Raw genomic sequence first — 24,950 nt, 5'->3', positions numbered from 1 at the left:
CTGACTCAAACAAACCGGTCTCCGGAATAACCGGGGCGGTTCATTGTTGCCGACCTGGTTAATAAATTGATTAAAGCCTGCCTCTGCGGAGATAGTTGGGTAAAAATCTGCCTCACGCCGAGCAATTTGTGCGCGTGCTTCTTCACGCTGGGCATCGGCCACCATAATTTCCGGTACATTATGAAACTGATCAGAAACCGTCTTACATACTTGTAACAAGCCATCGGGAAGAGTATCCGTAACGCTAACCGGCCTTTGCGCCCCAATGAGCCTGCTTAAGTTATTACGACTGGTTGACAGCCGTGACTGATACTGCTCACGTGTTGCTCTAGCCGCTTCCACCCTTGACTGCGCCTGCACCTCATCAGACCGTGTGCTGGCGCCAAGCTCTGAGCGTCTTTCCGCTAACACCTGTATATCGGTGACATTGTTAATTTGATCATCTGCAATCGCCAACAAGGTTTTAAAGCGCTGAATATCAATTACCGCTTGAGCGACCTCGAGCGCTAGTTGATCAATTGCCAACAGGACTCTCGCCTGATCGCGCTCCACACCAAATAATTCGGCTTTTACCTCATTTTCAACTTTGCCAAAATCATAGAGCATCTGGGAGGCGGTAATATTGAACGCCTCTTCCGTTTGGCTACTGGATGTTCTGTACTGTGATGATAACCCCGCATCAACCTGAGGCAGATACCCAGAACGCGCCACCGCCACCTGCTCATTTTGCTGATATAAGCGCCCCAATGTTTCAGCAATAGAAGGGTACCAATTAACCGCTTGTTGCACCGCCGCTTGCATGGTTAGGCTTTGGGCATCTTGTGTCGGTTGATCAGTGACACCATCCAATGTCGATGGGCCACCCTTCTGTGCCCACGTTGTGCTAACCCCACCCCATGACAAAAAACTGACCGCCAATGCCCATACCATGTAGGGAGTCTTATTTTTTAGCTTGTCAGCACTGAGGTTTCTCATAGTTAGCTTCACTCCATTTTGCGATGATCACTTGGGCTGACATTACAGCTTTCCTTACAGCTTCTATTCCAGCATTCTGCCACCAATACCACTGAGGGTTGCTGCATTGATGGCAAAAAACTGCGTGCCAATATTGGGTCATCTTTACCTTAACCAAAAAACGCACCGGGCCCTTGGGCCCGGTGCTTTGGCAGTAATGCCAACGTTAAAGCCTTAATCAAGCCACATAGGTGTTCTGATCAAGCTCGTCGTTAAGCGGATTCTGCAGCTCGGAGAAGTCTCCCATAGGCACTTCTCCAGAGGTTTCAGAGCCACTTGCCACTTGCTCCTCTTCCACATAGTTGCTGTCAAATTCAGGCAACACCATCTCTCCATCGCCAGCTCCATCATCCATATCGCTTAGTCTAAACATCATCGAACTGACTTCGGCTGACTCACGACGGGCGGTGCGCCACCGCCCAAATCGCCTACCACAGCCGGATCAACATCACCCTCAACCTGGACTAACTTGTTACCGGCCACATCCTCCGCCACCGCGATAGTGTCGTACCCCGGTGTCATCAGATTGATCAATGCAGAGGTGCCATCGCCGTCATGATCAGCCCCCAGCCAGCCCACGACAAAGTCATCCCCCCTGTCGGCGCCACGTAGATGGAGTCCCAGTTGACATTATTGTTATTGGGTAGTCCGGCTCCATCACCTCCCGTAACAATCATTTACTGATCCGTTAGGAAATTACCTTGCTAATCGTAGATACGGTAATAAAGCGCCGCGTCGCCGGAGTTATAACCCGCACGAAAAATGTTTGCATTAGCCGTACTGTAAACTATAGCGAGGCTCTTCCCACTCCCCCCTGCATGCAAAGAATTAACAATCGGCTTAGCGTATTTAGTATTTTCCTCATACTCATCGAAATTAGACCAATTAAAAAGAATCGCAACAAAAGAATGCCATCCAATAGCTCTTAGCTACTAACTCTTCACCCCATCAATCACACGATTTCTTCAACAACAGGCTCACCGAAAGGAGTCACAGCCAAAAAAGGACTACACGAAAAAGGTATATAAAACAAAACCAATTTCTTATAGAGATAACCTGAATTCAATCAACATAAGGCAAATCTAATGCATTCAAAACACTTGATCATTCACCCTGAACAGTCTGCACTACTATCCGAACCTCCAAACGTTAGTTCGGCTAAGTGTTTAGCTTAGATACTGATGTTGTGTAACTCGGTATCAAAATATTACAAACTTTATTCCCTTAAAGAAAGATATCTCCCCTTCAGAAAAGCTTTCTAATTCGATGAAGTTCAAAGGTTTTAGAGAATCAACATTGATCAAAGAGAGGAAATGCACGCCCGCCGGTTGGGCTTAATCGCAATTCGGTAACGTAGATGGGGGAAAAAGCAGCACAGTAATGGGGCCAAACCACAGGGCATTGCTGAAAACACAATTCCTGAAACACAAAAGGGCCTCGAAGACGTTGATATCTACAGAGACCCTGAGCGAATTATCAAAGAGGCACTATTTGTAATAGCACCGACTGTGTTAATAGTTATTCGCGACGCTTAGGCTTGCGCATAGCTTGAACCGGACGGCGTTTGTGCTTATCACGGCTCCAGCGGTTTTTCTCGTCGGGTGTTAGTGCAGGTACCTTGCGAGTTTCCAGGTTTGCTAACGTAGCTAGGTCGTCGACCTCATCCTGGGAGAGTTCAACCCACTCGCCTGCTTTAGCGCGCTTATCAAGGAATATGTTGCCGTAGCGCACCCGCTTCAGACGGCTAACCGTTAGCCCCTGAGATTCCCACAGGCGGCGTACTTCACGGTTACGACCTTCTAAAATCACCACGTGGAACCAGGTATTAATGCCTTCGCCACCAAACTCTTGTACGTCAGTAAAGCGCGCAGGACCATCTTCTAACATGACGCCATCAACCATGGCGACAATATGCTCGCGCTTGACTTCACCCATCACTCGAACCGCGTACTCACGCTCTACCTGGGTCGAAGGGTGCATTAGCCGGTTTGCAAGCTCGCCGTCTGTGGTGAATAGCAACAAGCCGCTAGTGTTAATATCCAAACGGCCAATGGCAACCCAGCGCTCGCCTTTCAGGCGCGGGAGACGCTCAAACACCGTGCGACGCCCTTCTGGGTCTTTGCGCGTGCACAACTCTCCTTCCGGCTTGTTGTACATAATCACACGGCGGGGCACTTCCTCTTCGGGGCGCAGCGACACAGGGCGATCATCAAAACTGACCTTGTCGCGGGCTTCTACTCGGTCGCCTAACTTGGCTACCTGGCTATTAACCTTTACCCGGCCGTCGGAAATGGCAGTTTCCATTTCACGGCGTGACCCCAGCCCTGCCCGGGCCAGTACTTTTTGCAGCTTTTCACTGGCGGGGGGCGTGGTGTTATTACTCTGACTCATGGTCGTCTGACCTCACATCGTTAGTCTGCGTGCGCGCATCATCATCGTTACGCTGCGCACGTGCCGCTAAGCGCGCCTCTAAATCGGCAAAACTCAGCGGCTGGGTTAACGCCGTCTCGGCGTGTTTATCAGCTATCTCTGCTGCAGCAGTCTCAGCTGAAGCTATCTCTTCACTCTGGGGTGGCGCATCTTGCACGGTTTCTGGCGTTTCGTCCAGTGCTGGTTGTGCTTCATCTTGCTCAATAACCGTATCGCTATCATCGGTATTGACCAATTCATGCATCGGCGGCAATGCATCCAAGGTTTTCAAGCCAAAATCATCTAAAAAGTTGCGGGTGGTGGCATAAACGGCTGGTCGCCCTGGTACATCTCGATGGCCTACCACGCGAATCCATCCCCGCTCCATTAGCGTACGGATAATAGAGCTGCTAACACTTACACCGCGTACGTCTTCGATATCACCCCGCGTCACCGGCTGTCGATAAGCAATCAGCGCCAATGTTTCCAACAATGCCCGGGAGTATCGCTGTGGCCGCTCATCCCATAGGCGCGATACCCAATGAGAGAGCCGTGGGCGAATACGCAGCTGAAACCCTGACGCGGTCTCTACTAGCTCCAGCGCTCCTTCTTCATGGCGCAGGACAAGGCGGGACAAAGTATCGCGCAGCGCTTTTTTAGACGGACACTCGTCTTCTAAAAACAGCGTTTCAAGCCGCTCTAGAGAAAGCGGCTCGCCAGCGGCGAGCAACGCCGCTTCAATAATATCGTCTAACGTGGTGTCTCTCACGGCGACTCCTCGTCAGGTTCAAATGCTGACTCCTCAAACGCGTACTCTTCAAACGCAGACTCTGAGGCGTCATCGTCTGAGTCAGCCTCTTCAAATGCGCTCTCTTCTCCATCCGTGAGGGCTGCACGTCGCGCACGCACATGAATGGGCGACAGTGGCGCGTTCTGAACAATTTCGATCATGGCTTCTTTGGCTAATTCTAAAATGGCCATAAACGTAACAACGACTCCAGCACGCCCCTCTTCCAGCGTAAACAACGCTTCAAACGGGGTATAGCGCTGATGGTCCCCGTCGTGACTTAACTGCTCCATAATTTTCAGCATGCGTTCGCGGGTAGAGAGTACCTCGCGGCTGATTTGGTGGGCTTGCGCCAACTCAGCGCGTTTCAGAATATCCGACAGCGCCCCCAGCAGTTCATCTAGCCCTACATCGGGATGAATTACCCGCGCCTCTAACGGGGGCAGGCCCGCCTGTACACTAAACCAGTCACGCCCTACCCGAGGCAGCGTGTCCAACGTTTCGGCGGCTTCCTTTAAGCGCTCATACTCTTGCAGACGGCGAATCAGCTCAGCCCTGGGATCTTCTTCCTCTTCGCCTTCTGCCTTCGGTGGGCGCGGCAGTAGTGTGCGGGATTTAATTTCCGCCAGCATAGCCGCCATTAATAAGTACTCTCCGGCCAGCTCAATCTCCATGGCTTTCATCAGTTCCACATACTCAATGTATTGATGAGTAATGGTCGCCACATTGATCGTCAAAATATCCAGGTTCTGACGGCGAATAAGATAGAGCAGCAGATCAAGCGGCCCTTCGAAGGCCTCTAGAAACACGCGTAGCGCCTCCGGAGGTATATAGAGATCCTCCGGCAACTGCATGATGGGCTCATCAAACAGACGCCCAAGCGCTTCCGCTGCCGGTTCGGCAGTTGGCGCAATAAGTTCGTGATCAACGGGGGCGTTTGGCGTCTCGCTCACGCGGGGCGTGTTCCTTTTTAGTTAAACATCCATGGTTAGTTAAGCGCCCATGGTTAGTTAAATGGCTATGCTCGCCAGTGTAACAGCGTGTCACCTATCGAGGCATTATCGCTAGCCTGCCTCAGCCGCCTTGCGATAACGCCCTTGGTAGTCAAACAGCTTATCGCGAAGCTGCCAGTGCCGCCCGACTTTACGCCCCACAACAAAATCAGGATGGCGCAGGCGGCGCTGCTCTTCGACCACTTCGGCCGGCGAAGCAGGCTGCCACTTAGCGCCTGGGGCACGCAGGTGGTTACGTAAAAAAACAGCATAAAATGCCCGCCGCTGAGCAGGCGTTTCCAGCGCAAACCACTCCGCCAAGCTCGCGCCATCTTCATCGTAGTAAGTCACTTTTAAACGCGGCAGCCCCCGCCCATTGGTCGTGGCCTCTAACTGCATACCGCTGACTCGCAGCACTTTGGCATCTTTTAATTTGAGTGCGTCTTTGAGCTTATCGTCGGCATCCACCAGCAGTTGCTCGCAACCATGACATCGGCGGGCGGCAATATCATTCTCAGCGCCACACTGCTCACAAACTTTAAAGCGAAAACGAAAATCACACTGTTTTTGATCGGTGCCCTGCCTGCCCTTGCCCGGCTTAGCGGGCGGATTGGGGTTGTCTACCAGCCCCTGGCAGCGGCGGCCAAAATGCTCAATCACCAGCTCTCCATCTCGTTTGCCCCAGAACAGATTGGCATGGCCACACGCCGGGCACTCAACCTGGACCGGTTCGCTGTCGCTGTCTGGTTTTGGCTCGCCGACTTCTGGCGCATAAAGGTCCCAGGGATTGCCGGCGAAATCCAACACTAGGCAGTTGGTTTTGTCCGGCGATAAACGCAGCCCTCGACCAACAATCTGCTGATAAAGGCTCACCGATTCCGTGGGCCGCAGAATAGCGATTAAATCCACATGGGGCGCATCAAATCCGGTCGTCAGCACGGCGACGTTGACCAGGAATTTAAGCTCACGCGCCTTGAACGCTTCAATCAGAGAGGCGCGCTCTTGGGAGGCCGTCGCGCCGGTAATCAACGCCGCTTGGTCCGCAGGTAAGTAGCTGATGATTTCTTCAGCATGAGCGACCGTTGCGGAAAAAACCATTACCCCTTGACGTTCTTCAGCGTACTCAACCACCTGCTGAATAATCCTTGGCGTAGCACGGCTACCGGCAACAACGCGATTGAGCTCTTCCTCACGAAACAACCCACTGGGCGCAGGGGCCAAGGCAGAAAAATCGTAGCCTTCAATGGCCATATCCAGCCGTTTAGGCGCCGCCAAAAAACCTTGTTTCACCATCAATCGTAGCGGCTGTTCAAAGACGCAGTCGGCAAAGAAGCACGCTTCATCGCCACGCACCATGCCATGGTGATGGCGGTGGTAGATAAATCCCTGCCCTAACCGAAACGGCGTAGCGGTTAAGCCGAGAATTTTTAGCTGTGGGTTCTGACGCTGCAGATGCTCAATCACTTGGCGATAGCTGGCATCTTTTTCTAGCGATACTCGGTGGCATTCATCAATCACCAGTAACGTAAAACTGGCGTCACTGAAGCGCTCCAGATTACGCACCACCGACTGCACCGAGCCAAACACCACTTGTCGGCTGGCTTCTTTACGCTTAAGACCTGCACTGAAAATATCTGCCTGAAGCCCGTAGGCTTGGTACTTGGCATGATTTTGCTCAACCAGCTCACGCACGTGGGCCAGCACCAGCACACGGCCACGGGCTAGCCTGGCCAGCTCAGCAATCACTAACGACTTACCGCTCCCAGTGGGCAATACCACCACTGCAGGCGCGCTGCTGGCACGGAAGTGGCCCACCACGCGCTTTACAGCCTCCGTTTGGTAGGGGCGTAAACGGGGTGGTGGGCCAGAAATGGGATCGCTGGAAGGGCTGAATTGAGGCATGTCAGTCGAAACGCGGGGCGCGACGCTCCATTCGTGCACTCACCGCCTCACGCTGCTCGGCACCGGCTAAAAGCTGCTGCTGCAAATGCGCTTCGAGGGCTAGTCGATCACGAGGGGCTAAATCCGGACTGCATGCAAACAGTTCACGAGCCGCAGCGACGGCACGAGGTGAGCGCGAGGCAATAAGCGCAGCGGTTTCCCGGGCGGCTTCCTGGGGCGTATCGCTCAGGCGGCTGCCCAAGCCCAACTGATAGGCCTCTTCACCTGATACCTTGCGCCCACTTATCGCCAATTCCTGGAGTACATCCTGACGCAGCCCCGCTCCAGTCACGCTAATGGCCATATCAGGGATGATCCCCCAGTCGATCTCAAGCAGCGCCAGACGTGCGCGGGGGTGGAGAATGCGGATATCGGCGCCCAAGGCTATCTGCAAGCCGCCGCCGTAAACATGCCCGTGCAGAGCAGCCACCACGGGAACGCCCGCCTCGCGCCAGCCTAGAGCCAAGCGCTGAACCGGGTTGATGCCCGCTTCATCGGACGCCAGCAGGGTGGGCAGCCGCTCCGCCTCGCTCATGATCGACGCCATATCGAGCCCCGCGCAAAAGCTGTCACCATCGCCGCTCAAGACCACCGCACGCAGCCCAGCGAGCTGGGTCAGGCACTGTTGGGCTGCCAACAGACCATCAATCATGGCCCAATCCAGGCCATTATGGTGGTCAGGTCGCGACAACATGACCTCAGCCACGTGGTCAGCGAAGGTTAGGGTCACACGTTCATTGAGGATTTGATGCATTCGAGCTCCCAGAAGATTCCTTTGGCTCGCCATCGATGGGCGATAGCTGAGCTTGTGAAGTAGTGCGCTTATGACGTGATAAAAGCGCTTGTGAACTGAGTGTGGCGCGAAGATGAAGCATTTTCAAACACACGTTTCATTCTATCGCAACCACCGCCAAGATCACTTCTCCACCACAGGAAAAAAGCGGCCCGCAGGCCGCTTTTCTTTAGCATGGCAGGGCGTATCAGCCCAGCCATACACGGGCGTTACGGAATAAACGCAGCCAAGCGCCATCCTCAGTCCACTCGGCCGGACGCCAGGAGTTGGTAACCGCGCGAGTCACCCGCTCTGGGTGAGGCATCATAATGGTCACACGGCCATCCGGTGTGGTGAGGCCGGTGATTCCTGACGGCGAGCCATTAGGGTTAGCTGGGTAGCGGGTTGTTACTTGACCGTAGTTGTCGATATAACGCAGCGCTATCTGGCTGCTGGACTGCATACTGCGCAGATGCGCGGTATCACGGAACTCAGCACGTCCTTCGCCGTGGGCCACAGCAATCGGTAATTTAGAGCCTTCCATACCCGCCAGCAGAATCGACGGGCTTTTCTCTACCCGCACCATCGCCACACGTGCTTCAAACTGCTCAGATTCGTTACGCTCAAACGCAGGCCAGCTTTCAGCCCCCGGAATCAGTGTCTTAAGCTGCGAGAGCATCTGACAACCATTGCACACGCCCAGCGAGAAGCTGTCATCACGGGTGAAGAAGTTGGCAAACTGCTCACGGGCACGCTCATTGAACAGTACCGACTTCGCCCAACCGCCACCTGCGCCCAGCACATCGCCATAAGAGAAACCGCCGCAGGCGACTAGCCCTTTGAACTCATCAAGCGAAACACGCCCTTCCAGGATGTCACTCATGTGCACATCCACTGCGTCAAAGCCCGCTTTATGGAATGCCCAAGCCATCTCGACCTGACCATTAACACCTTGTTCGCGCAGCACGGCAACAGCAGGCTTGGCCGTGTTGATAAACGGCGCGCTGATATCATCGTTGATATCAAAGCTAGGCGCGGCGCTTAGGCCAGGATCACGAACATCCAGCAGGTTATCGAATTCGTTCTTAGCGCATTCGGGGTTATCACGCAGCGCCTGCATGCGGTAACTGGTTTCCGCCCAGGTGCGCTGAGTCAGTTGGCGAGTAGTTTCCAGCAGCGGCTCTTCAAACAGCGTTACCCGCACCTGGTCGTCATAACGGGGACGCGCAATAACACCGCATGTTTCGATACCTGCAACGGCAAACTGGGTGAGCACTTCTTCAGTGTGCTCACGGCTCACCTGAATCACCGCACCCAGCTCTTCAGAGAACAGCGCATTGAACGCTTCCACCGGCTCATCAATCAGCCAGTCCAGCTTAATCTCAAGGCCCGCATGGGCAGCAAAGGCCATTTCCAACAGCGTGACCAGCAGGCCACCATCGCTACGGTCGTGGTAGGCCAGCAGCTTGCCATCGCGGTTGAGCCCCTGAATGACCTCAAAAAACGCCTTCAGGTCTTCTGGGTCATCAACATCAGGACAGTCATTACCGACTTGACCATAGACTTGCGCCAGCGCAGAACCACCTAAGCGGTTTTGTCCATTTCCCAGGTCGATCAGAATCAGATCTGATTCGTCCTGCTCCAGATTGATTTGCGGTGTCAACGTCGCCATTGCATCGGTCACTGGCGCAAACCCCGTCACCACCAGCGAAAGCGGCGATGTAATGCTCTTTTCGTCAGCCTCATTACCTTCCTGCCAAGCGGTACGCATTGACATGGAATCCTTACCCACCGGAATGGCAATGCCGAGTGCCGGACACAGCTCCATACCTACGGCATGTACAGCATCATAGAGCGCCTGATTTTCACCGGGATGGTCGGCAGCGCTCATCCAGTTAGCTGAAAGCTTAATATCCGACAGTTTGGCAATTGGCGCCGCAGCTAAGTTAGTAATCGCTTCGGCAACCGCTAAGCGGGCGCTGGCAGCAGGGTTAATCAGCGCCACTGGCGGGCGCTCGCCCATCGCCATGGCTTCACCAGCGTGGGTGTCGAAGCTAGCAGTGGTCACGGCCACATCGGCCACCGGTACCTGCCAAGGGCCAACCATCTGATCGCGGGCGACTTGGCCGGTAATTGAACGGTCACCAATGGTAATCAAAAAGCTCTTCGATGCCACGGTTGGCAGGCGCAACACCCGATCCATCGCTTCGCGCAGATCCAGGTTGTCGAGCATAACGCCAGATAGCTCAGGGGTTTGACGTTCAAACGAGCGCGTCATCTTCGGCGGCTTGCCAAACAACACGCTCATCGGCAGATCGACCGGCTTGGTATCAAAATGACCGTCGCGAACTTCCAGATGATGATGCTCCATGGCCTCGCCGACCACCGCATAGGGGCAGCGTTCGCGCTTGCACAGTGCGTCAAAGGTATCCAGGTCTTCGGGGGCAACGGCCAGCACATAACGTTCTTGGGCTTCGTTACACCAAATTTCCAGCGGACTCATACCCGGTTCAGCATTAGGCACTGCACGCAGATTGAACAGGCCACCGCGATTACCGTCTTTGACCAGCTCCGGTAAGGCGTTGGAAAGCCCGCCTGCGCCCACGTCGTGAATAAAGCGAATCGGGTTTTTATCGCCCAGTGCCCAACAGCGGTCGATGACCTCCTGGGCGCGACGTTCAATTTCCGGATTTTCCCGCTGTACCGAGGCAAAATCCAAGTCCGCGCTAGACTCGCCTGACGCCATGCTAGACGCTGCACCACCACCCAGGCCGATCAGCATGGCTGGGCCGCCCATCACGATTAGCTTGCCACCAACGGGAATTTCGCCTTTCTGCACATGGTGAGCACGAATATTGCCATAACCACCGGCCAGCATAATCGGCTTGTGGAAGCCGCGACGCTCGATACCATCGTCGCTCAGCGTATCCTGCTCGTAGGTACGGAAGTAGCCCGTCAGATTAGGCCGGCCAAATTCATTGTTAAACGCCGCACCACCGATGGGGCCGTCCAGCATAATTTGCAGCGCTGACTGCATACGCTCTGGTTTGCCGTAATCAAACGCTTCCCAGGGCTGTACGAACTCGGGGATACGCAGGTTGGATACGGTAAAGCCCGACAGGCCTGCCTTCGGCTTGCCACCGATACCGGTCGCCCCCTCATCACGAATTTCACCGCCAGAACCGGTTGCCGCGCCTGGGAATGGTGCAATCGCTGTAGGGTGGTTGTGGGTTTCCACCTTCATCAGAATATGGATGGGCTCTTGGTGGGCGTCGTAGCTGGCCCGCTCCCCCCCAGCGCCAGTCAGTGGCGTGGGGAAGAAGCGCCCCCCCTGGCTACCCTTGATCACCGCCGCGTTATCGCTATAAGCCGAGAGTACGTTATCCGGCGAGGTCGCAAAGGTGTTCTTTATCATCTTAAACAGCGAATGGCTCTGGGCCTCGCCATCGATAACCCAGTCCGCGTTGAAGATTTTGTGGCGGCAGTGCTCCGAGTTCGCCTGGGCAAACATCATCAGCTCGACATCGCTAGGGTTGCGACCAAGCTCAATAAACGCAGCCACCAGATAGTCGATTTCATCGTCGGCAAGCGCCAGCCCTAATTCTCGGTTGGCTGTCGCCAGCGCTTCGTGGCCGCCTTCCAAGATATCGACACTGCCCAGTGGCGCAGGGGTATGATGAGCAAACAGTTTGACCGCGTCAGCAACGTCAGCCAGCACGTTCTCCGTCATACGATCGTGCAGTAGCGCGCTGATCACACCTAACTGTTCTGCGCTAGGCGCTCCGCGCAGTGCTACCCGATAATCGACACCGCGTTCGATGCGATCAATCTGGTGCAGCCCACAGTTATGAGCAATATCAGTTGCTTTAGAAGACCATGGCGACTGGGTGCCTAAACGCGGCACAACCAGGAAGCGCTGGGCGTTTTCAGGAATGTCTTGGCTCGCGTGGCTGCCATAATCAAGCAGCTTGGCCAAACACTCCTGGGCAGCATCATCCAGTGTCTCGCGGTGGTCTATGAAGTGGACATAATGGGCGGACAACGCCTCCACCTCGGGAACACGTTCACGCAACACCGTTAACAGCCGTTCATGGCGGAAGGCAGAAAGGGCAGGTGCGCCTCGCAGTTCGAGCATATCTGGGAGCCTCTAAAGCAGGAAGAGTTCGTGCGGGAAATCAGTGGGCCGCAGCGCGGCAATCTCACTATGATACTGGAAAGCGGCGGTCACACGAAATCAACAAGGTGACAGCATCTCTCAGGCTGGGTATCGTGGCAGCTTGTTTCATGCCGACAAGACGCCATGCTGACGTTGATTTGCCGACATTTTATAACGCGTTATCGCGCTTATTTTGCAGTCATTGTTACGCTTTTCTTAGCGTTAATTCCGCGCGCCACGCCGGTACCGCAAGGTGAGCACCTCGCTCAGATCATCGCGAAAGAATTTATTACGATTCATACCCGTAACACACCAACCACTTACTATGAAGGCCGCCAAGGCCCCACTGGCTTTGAATATGAGCTGATGCATCGGTTTGCTGACTATTTGGGGGTTAGCTTAAATCTCAATGCAAGCCACCATCCTGAAAGCGTGCTGCCAGCAGTACGAGGACAAGGAGACCTAGGTGCTGCGGCGCTACCCTTGCTGCCAGATTCACCCGGCATTCATTACACCCGCTCAATAATCCAGATGCAGCCACTGGTGGTTTATCGTCGCGGCTTGAACGGCATAAACGAGCCAAAAAATTTAGTTGGTTTGGAATTAGGCACGCTTAGCGAAGCAGGCACCAGCCAATCACTCCTCGCCCTTCAGCGCGACTACCCAAGCTTAAGCTGGAAAGAGTCTCACGAGCTTGAAGTAGCAGAACTGCTGGCTCGGGTGGAAAACGGCACGCTGGATGCCGCAATTATTTTTGATCATCAGTTTCGTCTCAATCGGCTTTTTTTTCCTAACGTCGAGCGCGGCTTCTTGCTAGGAGAGCCGCTATCATTAGCCTGGGCGGTGCCCAGCGGGCGCGGACTGGGGCTATTGGAAACTGCCAATCAGTTTCTTCAAGAACTGCAGGAAAGTGGCACGCTGGAGCAGCTCGTCAGCCGCTATTTTGGCCATGATGATTATTTGGAGTACGTGGGAACACGCACGTTTTTAGCCCATCTTGATGAACGCCTGCCAACCTATAGCGAGCTTTTCAAAAAGGCTGCTCGAGACACGGGGTTTGATTGGAAACTGCTGGCTGCCGTGGGCTATCAGGAATCTCACTGGGACCCTAACGCAGTGTCTCCCACCGGGGTGCGCGGCCTAATGATGCTCACCAACCCAACCGCCAGCGAGATGGGCGTCGCTGACCGCACTAATCCTGCCCAGAGCATTGATGGTGGCGCCCGCTATTTACGCAGTATTAAAGATCGTCTGCCAGAGAGCATTGTCGGTAATGACCGGCTCTACATGGCGATGGCGGCCTATAACGTGGGACTTGGACACCTATACGATGCCCGCAAGATCGCCGAAATGCGCGGCGGCAACCCAGACAGCTGGCAAGATGTCCGTGCAGCGCTGCCCTTACTTCAGCAACGGGAATGGCATAGCCAAACTCGCCATGGCTATGCACGCGGCGGTGAGCCGGTGATCTACGTACGCAACATTCGCCGCTACTACGAGATGATTGAGTACGTCGAACGCAGTCGCCAGCAGTTTTTCCAGTTGGGACAAACGCTGGTTAGCGATGAGCCTCTGTTACTCTTTGATATTATTCCACCCGTGGAGCAATGATTGGCTGCTACCCACAATACCGCCACTCGTTGACGATAGTAGCGGGCTAGCGTTTCGTAGCAAAAAACTGTTTTAGCAATTTTTTTGCCGGCGCTGCCAGCACGCCACTGGTGACAACTACTTGATGATTGAACCACGGCTGAGCAAGCAGGTTAGCTTTTGACTCGACCATCCCCGTGCGCGGCTCTGCCGCACCATACACCAAGCGCGCTAAGCGGGCATGAACCATGGCACCCGCACACATCATGCATGGCTCAAGCGTCACAAATAGTGTGCAGCCCTCTAAGCGGTAGTTACCTACCTGCTGCCCAGCCGCTCTCAGCGCGCGAATTTCCGCGTGACCGCTAGGGTCACAACTCGCTACCGGTGAGTTTCGCCCTGCTCCTATAATGGTACCCAAAGCATCCACCACTACGGCCCCCACCGGCACCTCACCCTCTTTAAAGGCAAGGTGTGCTTGGTCAAGCGCTCGGTGCATGTAAAATTCGTCGCTGCGTATCAAGACAAACTCCGCTAAGGTAGCAAAACGATCGTTTTAATTGTGCCATAGCCGCAAAGATACCCTGGCAAACATTAGCGGCCAAACGGACAGCACTAAGGATACCGAGAATGAACGATGCGCTGAAGTTACTGGTAAGCTTACTAGAGCTGGAAACACTTGAAGAGACGCTATTTCGTGGCCAAAGCCAAGACCTCGGCTTCCCACAGCTCTACGGCGGCCAGGTATTAGGCCAAGCATTAGCAGCGGCGGCACGCACCGTGCCCGATGATCGCCGCCCACACTCCCAGCATGGCTATTTTCTGCGTCCCGGCGACCCTCACCGCCCCGTCGTCTACCAAGTAGACACGATTCGCGATGGTGGTAGCTTTACTACTCGGCGCGTTACCGCTATTCAAAAAGGGCGCCCGATCTTCTTCTGTAGCGCTTCGTTTCAAAGCGCCGAAGAGAGCATTAGCCACCAGCGCACCATGCCCCACGTGCCTACGCCAGAAGCGTTAATCGAAAGTGGAGATGTAAAGCATGCGCGTTTCCCGGGTCATCCTATCGAGTTTTTGCATTTAAAAGGCAATCCAGACAATGCATCGCCTGCAGGGCAGTGTCTATGGTTTCGCCTAGCGGGCGGAACGCTGCCCGATGACCCAGCCCTGCATCGCCATCTGCTTTCCTACGCATCGGACTTCAACCTACTAACGACCGGACTGGTTCCCCACGGTATCAAGTTTACCGATCCTAAACTGCGCATCGCCAGCCTGGACCATGCCCTGTGGCTACACGAAGATCCCCGTCTGGATGACTGGCTACTCTACGTGATTGACTCTCCCTGGGCAGGCGGCGCCCGCGGTTTAGCGCGCGGTCATATTTACCGACGCGATGGTCGCTTGGTGGCCTCTACCGCTCAAGAAGGACTGGTGCGCTACCCGCAACAGCACTAAAGCACATCAATCAACCGATTCGCAAAAACACCGACGCCCGCTATCAGCGGGCGTCGGAGGATACATCAACGTGCGCTAAAAAGTTTACGCACCGTAAACGTCATTAATAGTTTTGAGCGGATAGTGCGCGGGATAAGGCTTACGCGCCACACCTGAGTCTACGGCTGCCTGAGCCACCGCCGAAGAAACTCGCTCAAGCAGGCGAATATCGACCGGCGTCGGGATAATGTACTCACGCCCAAAGCTCATCTCAGTGCGCTCGTAGGCGTCTAACACTTCTTGGGGTACCGGCTCTCGAGCTAGATCCTTCAGGGCGTGGACAGCAGCCAGCTTCATGGCTTCATTAATGCGTGTCGCCCGAACATCCAAAGCACCTCGGAAAATAAACGGGAAACCCAATACGTTATTTACCTGATTCGGGAAATCCGAACGACCGGTGGCCATGATCACATCAGGACGTGCCTCGCGGGCCACAGCCGGGTGAATTTCCGGATCTGGGTTAGTACAGGCGAAAATAACCGGGTCTGCGGCCATTTTTTTCACTTGCTCGGCAGAAAGCAGCCCTGGGCCTGAAAGACCAATAAACACATCAGCACCGTCGATGGCATCGTCTAACGTGCGCATATTGGTATGGCGGGCGAATTCAGCTTTATACTCGTTAATGCCATCGCGATCAGCGTGAATAACACCGCGACGATCAAGCATCACCAAATTCTTTTTACTCGCGCCACAAGACACTAGCAAACGCATGCAGGCAATCGCTGCTGCCCCCGCGCCCATGCAAACAATCTTCACATCTTCAATGCGCTTATTGGCAATATCCAGCGCATTAAGCATACCGGCAGCGGTCACAATGGCCGTACCATGCTGATCATCGTGAAATACTGGAATACTGCAGCGATCAATCAAGGCTTTTTCGATTTCAAAGCACTCGGGTGCTTTGATATCTTCCAGGTTAATACCACCCCAGGTATCCGCAATACGCGCCACCGTATCGATAAACGCCTGAGGGCTTTCAGCATCCACTTCAATATCGACTGAGTTAATGCCTGCAAAGCACTTAAACAGTACGCCCTTACCTTCCATAACCGGCTTACTGGCCAGCGGACCAAGGTTACCAAGACCTAGAATGGCAGTTCCGTCAGAAATGACAGCGACCAGATTCCCTTTACCAGTGTAGCGATACGCGTTTTCCGCCTCACGGGCGATTTCGCGAACCGGCTCAGCAACGCCAGGGCTATACGCCAGCGCCAGATCACGCGCGGTAGCTGTGGGTTTGGTTAACTCCACAGACAGCTTACCGGGAATCGGTTTAGCGTGATAATCCAAAGCCGCTTGCTTATTTGCATCCATCATGGTCAAGGTCCAATCAGCCTAAAGTAGAAAAGTCACTCCAGAATATAGAAAAAACCCATGCGCCTCAAGCACGTAGTAAACTTTGCAGAAAAACAGTTGTTTCAACCCCGTTTCCAACATGTTCGTAACTTTTCAACACCATTTGCTGCAACTTATAAATGAACGCGATAGCCATAAAGGTTTGCTTATTGATGCAATGCGGCATTTATGAAAATAAATTCCATTAAAAATTATAAAAAACCAATTTTTCCACAGGCCTGCCTGTGCAGAAGCGGCTGTGGACAAGTATCTATTTTAAGCATCTGCTAGAAGCATCCATGGATGCATCATTACTAGGTAGAATAAGCCTTCAAAAGGCCTATCAGGTAAGGAAGGGAAAGGAAAATGGAAAAAGCGTGCCTCTGAGAATAAAAAGCCCACGCCGTAGCGTGGGCTTATATTGCAAACACATTGTGTGTTTGCAGCAGCGCAAATCCGTTAGGATTAGCCGCGCTTAACGGCAGCGCCGAAACGCTTGTTAAAGCGTTCTACACGGCCACCAGTGGTCGCTTGCTTCTGCTTACCAGTGTAGAACGGGTGGCAGTTGGAGCACACGTCCAGAGAGAAGTCCTGACCAGAGGTAGAACCAACCTGGAAGCTTGCACCGCAAGAACAGCTAGCGGTGACCGTGTTGTAATTCGGGTGGATACCTTGTTTCATCTTGAGCCTCATGAGCTGTATGCCGCCACCTGATCCGTTGCCAAGCACCGCATACGGGTTTGAAAAAACTGCTAACCGGTTAACCGCTCCATCCTATAGATTCAGAGCGGCCGCGCATTCTAGCAAACTAAACGCCGGAGGCCAATTGTCCGACTCTGTTTCTAACCAGGCACGCCCTCAAGGCGGGTCCACAGCACCTTTTCAAGTGCTAAAAGTCGCTCTACCATCACCGCTGCGGCGTTTATTTGACTATTTACCAACACGCCAACCACCCGCTTGTGGCTGGCAGATAGGCCTTAGAGTGCGCGTCCCCTTTGGCCGCAGAGAAGTGGTCGGCGTGGTGGCAGAACTTGCCAATGGCAGCGAACTGCCTCACGGGAAGCTACGCGCTATTAGCGAGGTGCTCGATGACGCCCCCCTGCCCAACGACTGGCAGTGGCTATGCCATTTCGCGGCCCGTTATTATCAGCACAGTTTAGGCGACACAATGCAGCTGGCCATGCCCGCTCGGCTGCGCCAGGGCCACCCAATGGGAGGGCGAACGCAGACCCTGTGGCTGCCGCTATCACCTGGGGACGACCTGCCGCTTCAGCGAGCACCGAAACAAGCCGAGCTGTATGCCCTGCTGCGTCAGCATCCACATGGGCTGGCTGGTCGAGCCATCACTGCTCATGGTTTCACCCGTGAACAGCTTCTAGCCTTGCAAAAAAAGGGCTTCGCCCGTGCCCAGGAAACCACGCTAACCGCCACACCGCACGCTGGCGGCAACCTGCTGGCCTCACCATCACTGCCGCTGAACAGAGAGCAGGCCTCGGCACTTGCCGTATTGCATGAAAAGCTCGATAGCTACCATCCTTGCTTACTTGAAGGCGTAACCGGAAGCGGTAAAACCGAAATCTACCTTCAGCTAATTGAAGCCCTCGCCGCTAAGGGCAAGCAGTCTCTGGTGTTGGTGCCTGAAATAGGCCTCACGCCTCAAACCCTGGCGCGCTTTAAGAGTCGCTTTAGGGTACCGGTAGTGGCGCTACACTCAGGGCTTACCGACCTGGAGCGCCTGGATGTATGGGAAGCCGCAGCCAATGGCCGCGCGCTAGTCATTATCGGCACCCGTTCGGCTATTTTTACGCCACTCAAAAACCCAGGCGCCATTATCGTCGACGAAGAGCATGATGGCTCCTATAAACAGCACGACGGGCTTCGCTACCACGCCCGGGATTTAGCCGTTGCCAGGGCTCATTACCACAACATCCCCCTGCTGTTAGGCAGCGCCACGCCTTCTTTTGAGAGTTTGCAGCAAGCGCTTTCTGGCCACTATCGCCATCTGCGCCTCACCCAACGTCCCAGCCGACACCCACCAGCCAAGCTTGAATTGATTGACCTACGTCATCAGCGACGCCAGGGGGGGCTGCTGCCCGGCGCCATCACCGCTATCAAAAACACCTTAGCGTCAGGCAAGCAGGCGCTGGTTTTTATTAACCGACGGGGATTCGCACCAACGCTGGCTTGCCATAGCTGTGGGTGGATCGCCGAGTGCGGACAGTGCGACTCGCGCATGACGCTGCACCGCCAGCCTCCCCTTTTGGCCTGCCACCATTGCGATAGTCGGCGCGCGCTACCAGACGCTTGCCCCGAGTGTGGCAGCGGCGACCTGCGCGCCCTGGGCAGCGGCACCGAACGAACGGAAGAGACATTGCAGGGATTGTTCCCAAACGTCACCGTTCACCGTATTGACCGCGACAGTACGCGTAAAAAAGAGAGTTTTGAGCAGATACTCAAAGAGATCCAACGAGGCGAGCCATGCTTGCTCGTCGGCACCCAAATGCTGGCGAAAGGCCATCACCTGCCCCATGTCACGCTGGTCGTCGTCGTTAATGCCGACGGTGGACTTTACGCTGCTGATTTTCGCGCGCTGGAACACAGCGCGCAGTTGCTGGAGCAGGTCGCCGGTCGCGCTGGGCGTGCCGCTCATCCAGGGCGAGTACTGGTACAAACGCTGCACCCAGATGACCCGCACTTGGGCCAACTTGCGGAGCACGGTTATGGCGCACTCGCCCGCAGCCTTTTGGAAGAGCGCCGCCTCGCTATGCTGCCGCCTTTTTGCTTTATGGCATTGCTACGCATTGAAAGCCCCCATGAAGAAGCTGCCACCGCTTTGGGCCAGCAGGCTGCTCAAGCGCTCCGCCAATGGTTAACAATTGTAAAATTGCCGGTGCGCTGTTTGGGCCCCGTTCCAGCTCCCATGGAGCGCCGACAAAACCGTTATCATGTGCATATCATGCTGGCAGCAGACAAACGTAGCCAGCGCCATACCGCCGCTAACTGGCTGGTACAGTGGTTAGAGGCCAATCGTGAGGCGCGCAAAGTCCGTTGGTCAATCGACATTGACCCGCAAACGCTCGCGTAGAGACAGGGATATCACGGGCCATTGGCTCGCCCTGTAATGTAATACGGCTTTGAAACTGCGCGCCAATTGCCGATAATGGCCGCTTTGCCGCTGCCTAACATGAGCGCATGCACACGCCGCCACTGACGACATTCGGATATTTAAATGAAAGACACAATTGTTACTTTGCTAGAAGGCGCGATTGACGCGCTTAAGCACCAAGGCGTGCTGCCCGACGATCTACAGCCGACGATTAAAGTTGACCCCACTAAAGATAAAGCACACGGCGACTACGCCACCAACCTAGCCCTTATGCTGGCGAAGCCCGCAGCAAAGAAGCCGCGCGAGCTAGCCGACCTACTGGTCGCCGCCCTCCCTGCGAGCGATGCCATTCAAAAAACCGAGATTGCTGGCCCCGGCTTTATTAATTTTTTTGCTGCCACAGATGCGGCCGCTCAAATTGTTGCTCAGGTGCTCGATAGCGGCGATGCCTTTGGCCGCAGCCTGATTGGCAAGGGCGAGAAAGTCCAAGTGGAGTTTGTTTCTGCCAACCCGACAGGACCTCTTCATGTTGGCCATGGCCGTGGCGCAGCAATAGGCGACTGTATTTGCCGCCTGTTAGAAGCCACCGGCTACGATGTGACGCGCGAATTTTATTACAACGATGCCGGCGCCCAGATCAAAAATCTGGCGCTTTCTGTTCAAGCTCGCGCCAAGGGCCTTGGGCCAGATGACCCCAGCTGGCCAGAAGACGGCTACCGCGGCGAGTACATCGTTGATGTGGCCAATGACTACATGGCAGGCAAAACGGTGGCAGCCGATGACCGTGAAGTCACCGCTAAAGCAGATGCTAATGACCTAGATGCCATTCAGGCTTTCGCTGTCGCTTGGCTACGCCGAGAACAGGATTTAGACCTGAAAGCGTTTGGCGTTGAGTTTGACGTCTACTTCCTTGAGTCATCGCTTTATCAAGACGGCAAAGTAGACGCGGCCGTTGAGAAGCTCGTTGCGAATGGCCATACGTACGAAGAAGACGGTGCCATGTGGCTGCGCACCACTGACTTTGGCGATGACAAAGACCGCGTGATGCGCAAACGCGAAGGTGGCTACACCTACTTCTTACCGGATGTGGCCTACCACCTGAATAAGTGGCAACGCGGCTTTAAAACCGTGATTAATGAGCAAGGCGCTGACCACCACTCCACGGTTACCCGTGTTCGTGCTGGCTTGCAGGCACTGGAGGTCGGCATCCCCAAAGGCTGGCCCGACTACGTTCTGCATCAAATGGTAATGGTGACCCGCTCAGGCGTAGAGGTAAAACTGTCCAAACGTGCTGGCAGCTATGTCACCGTGCGCGACCTGATTGATGAAGTTGGCCGTGATGCTACCCGCTTCTTCCTGGCCGCACGCCGGGCGGACTCGCAGCTTACTTTTGACATCGACTTGGCACGCTCGCAGTCGAACGATAACCCGGTGTATTACATTCAATACGCTCATGCGCGGGTATCCAGCATGCTGCGCAAAGCCGAAGATGCAGACCAGCCATTCAACCACAGCGTCGCTCTAGCTAACCTCGCACTGCTCGATAGCGACCAGGAAAAGGCCGTGCTTAATCGCTTGGCACGCTACCCAGAAGTGGTTGAAAACGCCGCTAAAAATCGCGAGCCTCAGCAGGTTGCTCAGTATCTATTGGATCTTTCAGGTGATTTCCACACCTGCTACAACGCCGTTAAAGTCATGGTCGAAGACGATACCCTGCGCAACACACGCTTAGCTCTTGGACTAGCAACCAAGCAGGTGCTTCGCAACGGCCTTGATCTTATGGGGGTTAGCGCCCCAGAGGAGATGTAAGCGATGGCCAGCCCAAAAGAGAAGCCCGCCCGCCGAGGCGCAACCTCTCAGCGCAAAGCCAGCAAAAGCTCAGGTGGCGGATTCAAAATCCCTGGCTGGCTTTGGGGGATAGCAGGTTTAGCGGCAGGCTTCTTCCTAGCGCAGCATCAACATGGCACAGCTCCTTGGCAAGAGCAGGAAGACACGCCCCAAGCGACTGTCTTGCCTAAGCCTGCTGACAGCGATGAGCGCAGCGCTGCGCGTCAAACAGAAACCGTCGCCGAGCCATCAATGCCAACGTTTGAGTTCTACACGCTGCTGCCAGACACAGAAGTCATTGCTCCAGGCGTGTCACTGCCATCAACCGTGAACCGCCCTGAAGCAGCACAGCAGGAACAAACGACGGCAAGTAACGAAACAACGACAAGCAACGCAAGTGCGCGTCAGAACGATGACCCTATTGCTCAGGTTATTGCAGCTAATATGCGCCCTGAAGAGCAAGTGGCCGCTGCCCAGCAAGCGCCTGCCAGCAACACGCCTAACCGCTACATGCTACAGGCCGCGTCGTTTCGGGAGCTAAGCGATGCCGAGCAGTTGCGTGGCCGTCTGCGCAACTTAAGCCTGCTGGCCCAAGTTAGCGAAGTAAAGGCTAATGGCGATACTTGGCACCGTGTTCAAGTAGGCCCTTACGAAGATACTCGTGAGCTTAACCGCGCCCAAGACTTAATGGCCACACAAGGCATTGAGCCACTGCTGATCCAACTGCAGAACTAGTCTAACCACAGACTATTTTAACCCAAGGGCTAGACAGGCTTTCATCGTCATAAGCCCCGTTAAAAAAACAGTTTATCTAACAGCTTTATTTAGCGGGCGGTTGATTTTTTATCAGCCGCCCGCATTTTGTTGTGAATCGCTTTTTATACGGTCTTTTAAAATGGCCGATCAGTCATCGGGAGCATGTGTCTCCCCCAAGGAGTTATCTCCATGACCACTATTGTATCCGTACGCCGCGGTAATCAGGTTGCCCTTGCAGGCGACGGCCAAGTATCACTGGGCAACACCGTAATGAAAGGCAACGCGAGTAAAGTACGCCGCCTGTATCGTGGCAAAGTACTCGCTGGTTTTGCTGGCGGCACCGCCGATGCCTTCACCCTGTTTGAGCGTTTTGAAGCGCAGTTAGAAAAACACCAAGGACACCTCACCAAAGCAGCGGTTGAGTTGGCCAAAGATTGGCGCACCGATCGAGCGCTGCGCCGCCTGGAAGCGCTACTGGCCGTGGCGGACCACAGTGCCTCGCTGATTATTACCGGTAACGGTGATGTGGTTGAGCCTGAACGCGGCATTATTGCTATTGGCTCTGGCGGCAACTTTGCCCAAGCAAGTGCCCGCGCACTATTGGAAAACACCGAGCTTTCTGCTCGTGAAATCACTGAAAAGTCTCTCGAAATCGCCGGCGACATCTGCGTATTTACCAATCACCACGTGACGCTCGAAGAGCTGAACATCAACGACCGTTGAGGCCCTTTTTATGACTCAGATGACACCCCGCGAAATCGTCCACGCCCTGGATCAATACATCATTGGTCAACAAGATGCCAAGCGCGCCGTGGCCATTGCCCTGCGTAACCGCTGGCGTCGCATGCAACTAGACGATGAGTTGCGCCCGGAAGTGACTCCAAAGAATATTCTGATGATTGGCCCTACCGGCGTGGGTAAAACTGAAATTGCTCGCCGCCTCGCCAAGCTAGCCAGAGCGCCCTTCATCAAGGTCGAGGCGACTAAATTTACCGAAGTGGGCTATGTAGGCCGAGACGTTGAGTCGATTATTCGCGACTTGATGGAAGCCGCCATCAAAATGGTGCGTGAATACGCGAAGGAAGAAGTCGGCCATCGCGCTGAAGATGCCGCTGAAGATCGCGTTCTAGATGCACTGCTACCACCGCCCCGCGGTCAGGAAGATAAGCCTCGGGAAGATAGTGGTACGCGTCAAACCTTCCGCAAAAAGCTTCGGGAAGGCCAACTGGATGATAAAGAGATCGATATCGAAGTTTCCTCCCACGGGCAAGGCATCGACATAATGACGCCGCCAGGCATGGAGGAGATGACCAACCAGCTACAGAGCCTGTTCTCCAACATGGGCCAGCAAAAGCGCGAACAGCGCCGTGTAACGGTCAAAGAAGCACTGGTTCTGCTGCGCGATGAAGAAGCGGGCAAGCTGGTCAATGAAGAAGAGATCAAAGCTCGCGCTGTCGAAGCCGTCGAGCAGCATGGGATTGTCTTCTTGGATGAAATCGACAAAGTTGCCAAGGGTAGCGGCCAGTCTAGCGGTGGCGAAGTCTCCCGCGAAGGCGTTCAGCGTGATCTGCTGCCGTTAATCGAAGGCTCTACCGTGTCAACCAAATACGGCATGGTCAAAACCGATCATATCCTGTTTATTGCCTCGGGTGCCTTCCACCTATCGCGTCCCTCGGACCTTATTCCAGAGCTACAAGGACGCTTGCCGATCCGTGTTGAGCTGGATGCGCTGACCCCCGGCGATTTCCAGCGGATTCTCACCGAGCCCTCCGCCTCGCTCACTAAGCAGTATCAAGCACTGCTGGCTACCGAAGGGTTGGATATCGAGTTCACTCCAGACGGTATCGAGCGTATTGCCGAAATTTCCTGGCAAGTAAACGAAGGCACCGAGAATATTGGTGCTCGCCGTTTACATACAGTGCTGGAACGACTGCTTGAAGAAGCCTCCTTCAAAGGCGGCGACATGGATAGCCCGCTGGTCATCGATGCCGATTACGTCAATGCCCAACTGGGTGAGCTAGCAGTAGACGAAGACCTATCGCGCTATATTTTGTAAACGCGCTTATATCGGTATAGCCCGCAGCAGCTTGCCCGCTTTTTACGCTCGCAAATGCTGCTGTTCAGGCTGCGCTGCGTCTAACGTTACGCACGCGAACAACATCCCTGTTGCCCGTGCTCGATCGACGCCCTGTCGATCAAACGTTAGCCGTGGCGCTTGCCTTCACGCATTTGCTAAAGCGCAAATAGTCGGTCAATCCGCTTTAGCTCAGTATCGTTAAAGGTGACGTCATCCATGAATGCCCCTACTTCTACGAATGCCCCCACCCCAACGCGGGTTCACTACCATAAACAGGCTCGCGAACTAGAACTTGGCTACGCCACGGGTGAAAACTTTCGGCTGCCTGTCGAATTTTTACGGGTCTACTCACCTTCAGCCGAAGTGCGTGGCCACGGCGGCGATACTGCCGTACTGCAAGTGGGTAAAAAAGATGTCGGCCTGCAAAACATTACCCAAGCAGGTAATTACGCTCTGAAATTGCACTTTGACGACGGCCACGACAGCGGCCTTTACAGCTGGAACTATCTTTACGACTTAGCTCAGCATCAAACAGAGTATTGGCAAAACTACCTACAACGCCTAGAAGAGGCTGGCGCCTCCCGCGAACCAACTGGTATCCAATTCAAACAGCTGTGACGCTTGACCTCAGTTGAAGCGCAGACAAGCTGGGGGTGAGAAGGCTACAATGTCGCTAACCATTTATTGCGACGAC

20 protein-coding genes are annotated in these 24,950 nt (G+C 54.5%); 8 read left to right on the top strand and 12 right to left on the bottom strand.

The window, feature by feature from the left end; genetic code table 11:
- The 9 genes from INT19_RS19295 to purL form a co-directional block, all read right to left on the bottom strand.
- The coding region (locus INT19_RS19295) for a TolC family protein (RefSeq protein ID WP_193061915.1) at positions 1–975 on the bottom strand (975 nt) is incomplete at its 3' end.
- 217 nt (positions 976–1,192) lie between these two features.
- Positions 1,193–1,390 (bottom strand): hypothetical protein, encoded by a 198-nt coding sequence (locus tag INT19_RS19290; protein WP_193061914.1) that lies wholly within the window; start codon positions 1,388–1,390, stop codon positions 1,193–1,195.
- Positions 1,387–1,593, bottom strand: a complete 207-nt coding sequence (locus INT19_RS19285; RefSeq protein WP_193061913.1) for a hypothetical protein — start codon at positions 1,591–1,593, stop codon at positions 1,387–1,389. Before INT19_RS19285 ends, INT19_RS19290 begins: the two co-directional genes overlap by 4 nt.
- 939 nt (positions 1,594–2,532) lie before the next feature.
- Positions 2,533–3,405 carry a 23S rRNA pseudouridine(2605) synthase RluB gene (rluB, locus tag INT19_RS19280; protein WP_089039779.1) on the bottom strand — a complete coding sequence of 291 codons (873 nt, stop codon included), beginning with the start codon at positions 3,403–3,405 and terminating at the stop codon, positions 2,533–2,535.
- Positions 3,392–4,192, bottom strand: a complete 801-nt coding sequence (gene scpB, locus INT19_RS19275) for an SMC-Scp complex subunit ScpB (RefSeq protein ID WP_193061912.1) — start codon at positions 4,190–4,192, stop codon at positions 3,392–3,394. The genes rluB and scpB overlap by 14 nt, the downstream gene beginning before the upstream one ends.
- Positions 4,189–5,163 carry a segregation and condensation protein A gene (locus INT19_RS19270; protein WP_193061911.1) on the bottom strand — a complete coding sequence of 325 codons (975 nt, stop codon included), beginning with the start codon at positions 5,161–5,163 and terminating at the stop codon, positions 4,189–4,191. Before INT19_RS19270 ends, scpB begins: the two co-directional genes overlap by 4 nt.
- A gap of 111 nt (positions 5,164–5,274) precedes the next feature.
- Entirely contained in the window at positions 5,275–7,104 is a 1,830-nt protein-coding gene (locus INT19_RS19265) for a DEAD/DEAH box helicase (protein WP_193061919.1), read from the bottom strand.
- A 1-nt stretch (position 7,105) separates the two neighbouring features.
- Complete coding sequence (locus INT19_RS19260; protein WP_193061910.1) at positions 7,106–7,897, bottom strand: crotonase/enoyl-CoA hydratase family protein; 792 nt, start codon at positions 7,895–7,897, stop codon at positions 7,106–7,108.
- Positions 7,898–8,123: 226 nt separating this feature from the next.
- Complete coding sequence (purL, locus tag INT19_RS19255) at positions 8,124–12,050, bottom strand: phosphoribosylformylglycinamidine synthase (protein WP_193061909.1); 3,927 nt, start codon at positions 12,048–12,050, stop codon at positions 8,124–8,126.
- 165 nt (positions 12,051–12,215) lie between these two features.
- On the opposite strand from purL, the gene mltF reads away from it, so the two are divergent.
- Positions 12,216–13,682: a membrane-bound lytic murein transglycosylase MltF gene (gene mltF / locus INT19_RS19250; protein WP_193061908.1), complete on the top strand. Its 1,467-nt coding sequence runs from the start codon at positions 12,216–12,218 to the stop codon at positions 13,680–13,682.
- A 46-nt stretch (positions 13,683–13,728) separates the two neighbouring features.
- Here the strand turns inward: mltF and tadA are convergent, their stop codons facing one another.
- Entirely contained in the window at positions 13,729–14,181 is a 453-nt protein-coding gene (gene tadA, locus INT19_RS19245) for a tRNA adenosine(34) deaminase TadA (protein WP_319022096.1), read from the bottom strand.
- A gap of 110 nt (positions 14,182–14,291) precedes the next feature.
- On the opposite strand from tadA, the gene INT19_RS19240 reads away from it, so the two are divergent.
- Positions 14,292–15,116: an acyl-CoA thioesterase gene (locus INT19_RS19240; protein WP_089039787.1), complete on the top strand. Its 825-nt coding sequence runs from the start codon at positions 14,292–14,294 to the stop codon at positions 15,114–15,116.
- 84 nt (positions 15,117–15,200) lie between these two features.
- Here INT19_RS19240 and INT19_RS19235 read toward each other — a convergent pair whose 3' ends face one another.
- Positions 15,201–16,472: a malic enzyme-like NAD(P)-binding protein gene (locus INT19_RS19235; protein ID WP_089039788.1), complete on the bottom strand. Its 1,272-nt coding sequence runs from the start codon at positions 16,470–16,472 to the stop codon at positions 15,201–15,203.
- Positions 16,473–16,955: 483 nt separating this feature from the next.
- Positions 16,956–17,171, bottom strand: coding sequence for a 50S ribosomal protein L31 (gene rpmE / locus INT19_RS19230; RefSeq protein WP_009724828.1), 216 nt, complete (start codon positions 17,169–17,171; stop codon positions 16,956–16,958).
- A 19-nt stretch (positions 17,172–17,190) separates the two neighbouring features.
- On the opposite strand from rpmE, the gene INT19_RS19225 reads away from it, so the two are divergent.
- The 6 genes from INT19_RS19225 to INT19_RS19200 all read left to right on the top strand — a co-directional run bounded on the left by INT19_RS19225 (position 17,191) and on the right by INT19_RS19200 (position 24,874).
- The gene (locus INT19_RS19225; RefSeq protein ID WP_193061906.1) at positions 17,191–19,575 is read left to right on the top strand and encodes a primosomal protein N'; all 2,385 of its coding nucleotides are present in this window, start codon (positions 17,191–17,193) and stop codon (positions 19,573–19,575) included.
- Positions 19,576–19,719: 144 nt separating this feature from the next.
- Positions 19,720–21,405 (top strand): arginine--tRNA ligase, encoded by a 1,686-nt coding sequence (gene argS, locus INT19_RS19220; RefSeq protein WP_193061905.1) that lies wholly within the window; start codon positions 19,720–19,722, stop codon positions 21,403–21,405.
- 3 nt (positions 21,406–21,408) lie between these two features.
- The gene (locus tag INT19_RS19215) at positions 21,409–22,158 is read left to right on the top strand and encodes an SPOR domain-containing protein (protein WP_193061904.1); all 750 of its coding nucleotides are present in this window, start codon (positions 21,409–21,411) and stop codon (positions 22,156–22,158) included.
- Positions 22,159–22,368: 210 nt separating this feature from the next.
- The gene (gene hslV / locus INT19_RS19210; RefSeq protein ID WP_193061903.1) at positions 22,369–22,902 is read left to right on the top strand and encodes an ATP-dependent protease subunit HslV; all 534 of its coding nucleotides are present in this window, start codon (positions 22,369–22,371) and stop codon (positions 22,900–22,902) included.
- 10 nt (positions 22,903–22,912) lie between these two features.
- Entirely contained in the window at positions 22,913–24,235 is a 1,323-nt protein-coding gene (hslU, locus tag INT19_RS19205; protein ID WP_172421953.1) for an ATP-dependent protease ATPase subunit HslU, read from the top strand.
- A 237-nt stretch (positions 24,236–24,472) separates the two neighbouring features.
- Positions 24,473–24,874: a gamma-butyrobetaine hydroxylase-like domain-containing protein gene (locus INT19_RS19200; RefSeq protein ID WP_193061902.1), complete on the top strand. Its 402-nt coding sequence runs from the start codon at positions 24,473–24,475 to the stop codon at positions 24,872–24,874.
- Positions 24,875–24,950: the final 76 nt, after the last annotated feature.

The sequence above is a fragment of the Halomonas sp. 3A7M genome (genome assembly GCF_014897875.1).
GTDB lineage: Bacteria > Pseudomonadota > Gammaproteobacteria > Pseudomonadales > Halomonadaceae > Vreelandella.
Note: the sequence above shows the minus strand (reverse complement) of the source record. Positions and strands in the feature narration are given on the sequence as shown.

What these genes read in the sequence shown, in the direction of transcription:
- INT19_RS19290 (WP_193061914.1), bottom strand. Translation starts at nt 1,390, where the DNA reads ATGATGTTTAGACTAAGCGATATGGATGATGGAGCTGGCGATGGAGAG.
- rluB (WP_089039779.1), bottom strand. Translation starts at nt 3,405, where the DNA reads ATGAGTCAGAGTAATAACACCACGCCCCCCGCCAGTGAAAAGCTGCAA.
- INT19_RS19265 (WP_193061919.1), bottom strand. Translation starts at nt 7,104, where the DNA reads ATGCCTCAATTCAGCCCTTCCAGCGATCCCATTTCTGGCCCACCACCC.
- INT19_RS19260 (WP_193061910.1), bottom strand. Translation starts at nt 7,897, where the DNA reads ATGCATCAAATCCTCAATGAACGTGTGACCCTAACCTTCGCTGACCAC.
- purL (WP_193061909.1), bottom strand. Translation starts at nt 12,050, where the DNA reads ATGCTCGAACTGCGAGGCGCACCTGCCCTTTCTGCCTTCCGCCATGAA.
- mltF (WP_193061908.1), top strand. Translation starts at nt 12,216, where the DNA reads ATGCTGACGTTGATTTGCCGACATTTTATAACGCGTTATCGCGCTTAT.
- INT19_RS19240 (WP_089039787.1), top strand. Translation starts at nt 14,292, where the DNA reads ATGAACGATGCGCTGAAGTTACTGGTAAGCTTACTAGAGCTGGAAACA.
- INT19_RS19235 (WP_089039788.1), bottom strand. Translation starts at nt 16,472, where the DNA reads ATGATGGATGCAAATAAGCAAGCGGCTTTGGATTATCACGCTAAACCG.
- rpmE (WP_009724828.1), bottom strand. Translation starts at nt 17,171, where the DNA reads ATGAAACAAGGTATCCACCCGAATTACAACACGGTCACCGCTAGCTGT.
- INT19_RS19225 (WP_193061906.1), top strand. Translation starts at nt 17,191, where the DNA reads ATGCCGCCACCTGATCCGTTGCCAAGCACCGCATACGGGTTTGAAAAA.
- argS (WP_193061905.1), top strand. Translation starts at nt 19,720, where the DNA reads ATGAAAGACACAATTGTTACTTTGCTAGAAGGCGCGATTGACGCGCTT.
- INT19_RS19215 (WP_193061904.1), top strand. Translation starts at nt 21,409, where the DNA reads ATGGCCAGCCCAAAAGAGAAGCCCGCCCGCCGAGGCGCAACCTCTCAG.
- hslV (WP_193061903.1), top strand. Translation starts at nt 22,369, where the DNA reads ATGACCACTATTGTATCCGTACGCCGCGGTAATCAGGTTGCCCTTGCA.
- hslU (WP_172421953.1), top strand. Translation starts at nt 22,913, where the DNA reads ATGACTCAGATGACACCCCGCGAAATCGTCCACGCCCTGGATCAATAC.
- INT19_RS19200 (WP_193061902.1), top strand. Translation starts at nt 24,473, where the DNA reads ATGAATGCCCCTACTTCTACGAATGCCCCCACCCCAACGCGGGTTCAC.